This window comes from Pseudarthrobacter albicanus, from assembly GCF_018224015.1.
Lineage (GTDB): Bacteria > Actinomycetota > Actinomycetes > Actinomycetales > Micrococcaceae > Arthrobacter > Arthrobacter albicanus.
Window position 1 is genome coordinate 1 of record NZ_JAGPOT010000162.1, and the last position, 3,418, is coordinate 3,418.

Consider the following 3,418-nt stretch of genomic DNA (forward strand, 5'->3'; position numbering starts at 1 on the left):
CATCCAAATATCCGCGCTGGGCCGCCTCAATTCCTTGCATACACCCAGTCTTAAGGACCACTGCGCGAAGTCCAGCAGGCGCGCCTTAAACCACCCAAATTGTTCAGCGCAGTCCTAGATCGGTGTGCCGGCCGCTCTCGACTATCCGGCCGTGGTCTAGGACGAATATTTGGTCGGCGCGTTGGAGCGTGGAGAGCCGGTGGGCGATGACGATAACCGTCCGTCCGACCATGAGGCGGTCGAGGCCACGCATTATGTATTGCTCGGAGATCGCGTCCAGGCCGGATGTTGGTTCATCGAGGATGACGATGGGAGTGTCCCGCACCAGCGCGCGGGCAATGGCGATGCGCTGGCGCTGTCCGCCCGAGAGAGTGACGCCGCGCTCTGCCACGGGTGTGTCGTAGCCCAGCGGCAGAGTCCGGACGAACTCGTCCACGTAGGCCGCCTCGGCCGCCGCAAGTACTTGCTCGCGGCTGACCCCCTCGGAGCCGTAGGCGATGTTGTCATAGATTGTCCCGCGGAACAGGATGGATTCCTGCAGCACCATGGAAATCTGTTTGCGTACGGTGGCGACCTGCAGGTCCCGCACGTCGAGCCCGTCCAGCAGCACGGCGCCCCGGGTCACGTCATACAGGCGCGGAATCAGACTGACTATGGATGACTTGCCGGCTCCCGTGGGACCGGTAATGGCCACGACACTGCCTGGCTGGGCTGTGAGATCAATCCCGTGCAGGACATCACGATCCCCCTGGTAGCCGAAGCTGACCCCGCGCAACTCCACCCCGCCAGCGAGCCGCGGGGCGGGCATTGCCCCCGGCTTGTCTGTGATGGCGGGAGCCGTGTCCAGAATCTCCTGGATACGTTCAGCACTGGCCTGTCCGCGGCTTATCACCGTGGTCAGTTTCGCCAGGGCCTTCATCGGCGCGTACAGCGCCTTAAGGTAGGCAAGGAATACAATCAGGAGGCCCAGTGTCATGGTTCCTTCCAGCACCCGTTGCGCACCGACCCAGAGCACCAGTACCGTGCCCACGGTGGCGATGACATCAACCAGCGGGGAGAACATGGACTGAAGCCGAATGACCCTCAGGCCCACGTCCATCCTGCCGTTGTTCCGGGTACGGAAGTCCTCTTCGTGGCGTGCTTCGCTGGTGTAGGTCTGCATCACCCGCACTGAAGAGAATGTCTCGGACATGGCTGCGGCTATGTCGCTGTCCTTGCTGCGGGCTGCCCGGGAGGCCCTCTTGATGCGGCGCCGGTAGACCAGCACGGTCACGAAAAGCAGCGGGGCAACTGCCAGGCCGATCATGGCAAAGGCCGGATCGACGAGCACGCAGATGGTGATGATGAATCCGAGAATGAAAACGTTGGGCAGCAGCACGGAGAGGATCGACACCATGAGCGCACGCACGTAGTCGACGTCCGTGGTGGTGCGTGTGACCAGGTCCCCAAGGCGCTGCTTGTCGTGGAAGGACAGGGACAAGCGCTGCAGGTGGGTAAAAACATCGGCCCGGATGGTGGCCATGGCCTTCTCGCCGACACCGTTGAGTATGCGGGTCCCCAGATAGTCCGCGCCGGCGTTCAGCACTGTCATCGCGAGCAGAGCCGATGCCGCCAGCAGGAGCACCTCGAGCGGCCCAAGTCCGGCCAGTCCAGGGAAGGAGGGAGCCCCGTGCTGTCCGGAACTGCCAGCCTGCTGCAGGACGTCATCGACGATGATTTTCATCGGCCAAGGCAATGCCACTTCCATTGCCGCGACGAAGATAACCAACAGCGCGCCTCCGGCCATTGCCCAAGCATAGGGAGCGATCGCGCTGCGGAACCGCCAAAAAGTTAGAAACATCTCACCCTCAATAATGGCCGGGGACACAAACGGAGGACCTCGCCGATAGTCCAAGGATGCAGTGAAGCGTAGTTGCGCCAAGTCACGGTGAGTAACCCGTCCGAAAGCGGTCACCAGCACTGGGCCTGCACGGATTTCTGAGGTTAGCAGCGGCATTCCCGGACAACTCCGAAAATGGCCAATGCTGCGGAAACCCTGCGGAATCGCCCGTCACAATTGCGGCCGATCTACAGGAAACCCCAGGACAACTCCGACCACGGTCGGCGCTGCCACTCGTCCCATACGTAGAGGAATGCCCTGGCCCCCCACACTCTCCTCCAATACGGTGGAAAGTCTTGGTCGCCGCCGAGCAACTCGATGTCGAAATCGTTGTCCACGGCATGCCGGGAAAGAAGCGACATCGCGAATGTCGACTCTGAAGAGGAGCATCAGGAGTACCGCGAGGAGAACGTAGGCGATCGATAGTGCTGTTCCGATCGTCGTTATGATGGTTCCCCAGATCCGCCTCTTCTTCTTGGGGAACTGCTTCGCGTACTCCTCGGCCGTGCCGAATTCGGCTTCCGGGGGAGTCCCTGCGGCGGCCTCATGCGCCCGCACCGTGTCGATTACTTCGGCGATCTCGGGTTCGGACAACCCGCGGAGTCTGAGGTTGAAGGCCAGGTTTCGCGCGTAGCTCATGGGCTTGCTGCGTGGGAGACTTCAGTCCGCCGGAGTGAGGCCAGCACGCACTCTTCGGTTCGTCCCCGGATACAGGCCGTGGATGTACCTTTGCGCGTCGATCCTCTTTACAGCCGTGCACACGATTCCCATGATGCTCATCTGGGACTGGTATTACTGAGCGCAGGCTTCCGGTGGTGTATCGCGGTCGAGTGCGGACATGTCTGAGTATGTTCTGGGGTGCCTGTGGCAGCAGGGTCTGCTTCAAGCATCCTGAAGCGGGCACAACACGTCAGCGCCACGGGGCGGGACTTGTACCGCGTGCTGGAACGATGTCTGAGGCTCCTAACCGCCTCCGACCACCGCTGACCGCAGGCCAGAGGGTCGGTCGATATCATGAGGGCATGAAGGAACGCCGTATGGTGCTCAAGGCAGTGAAGGCGTTTCACACGTTGGCATGGTTCACGATCGAGGCCTGCATGGTGTACATCCTGTACTCCGGCATTCGGGGACAGTCGGATCGACGGGCCGGTTTGGCAGCCTCTGTCGTGGCTGGGGAGACATTAGTGTTTGCGGCCAACGGCTTTCGCTGCCCGCTGACCGCGGTCGCAAGGAACCTAGGAAACTGCTGAACAAATTGGTGGGTTTAAGGCGCGCCTGCTGGACTTGCGGGGCTGGTCGTTAAGACTGGTTGCATGCAAGGAATTGAGGACGCCCAGCGCGGGTTTTTGGATGTGGAGGCACTGGCCGGGGAGCTGTTGGCCCCGGGGAGTGCCTTCGCGTTTTTGGCTGAACACCGGAGCCGGTTGTTCCCTGACTCGATGATGGAGGACCTTTTCACGTCGGGCCGGGGCCGGCCCTCTATCCCGGCGTCGGTGATCGGTTCGGTGCTGGTTCTTCAGGCGTTGGAGGGACTCTCGG

Annotated in this window: 3 protein-coding genes and 1 pseudogene; 2 read left to right on the forward strand and 2 right to left on the reverse strand. The window is 61.7% G+C overall.

Annotated elements, in window-relative coordinates:
- Positions 1-103 precede the first annotated feature (103 nt).
- Entirely contained in the window at positions 104-1,786 is a 1,683-nt protein-coding gene (locus J9611_RS21055) for an ABC transporter ATP-binding protein (RefSeq protein WP_211883146.1), read from the reverse strand.
- Between the two features lie 264 nt (positions 1,787-2,050).
- On the reverse strand, positions 2,051-2,473 hold the full coding sequence (locus J9611_RS21060) for a hypothetical protein (protein ID WP_211883147.1): 423 nt from the start codon (positions 2,471-2,473) through the stop codon (positions 2,051-2,053).
- 428 nt (positions 2,474-2,901) lie between these two features.
- On the opposite strand from J9611_RS21060, the gene J9611_RS21065 reads away from it, so the two are divergent.
- Together J9611_RS21065 and J9611_RS21070 are read left to right on the forward strand one after the other, a co-directional pair.
- Entirely contained in the window at positions 2,902-3,129 is a 228-nt protein-coding gene (locus J9611_RS21065) for a hypothetical protein (protein ID WP_246528126.1), read from the forward strand.
- A 63-nt stretch (positions 3,130-3,192) separates the two neighbouring features.
- A pseudogene (locus J9611_RS21070) lies at positions 3,193-3,418 on the forward strand (IS5/IS1182 family transposase); the annotation flags it as partial.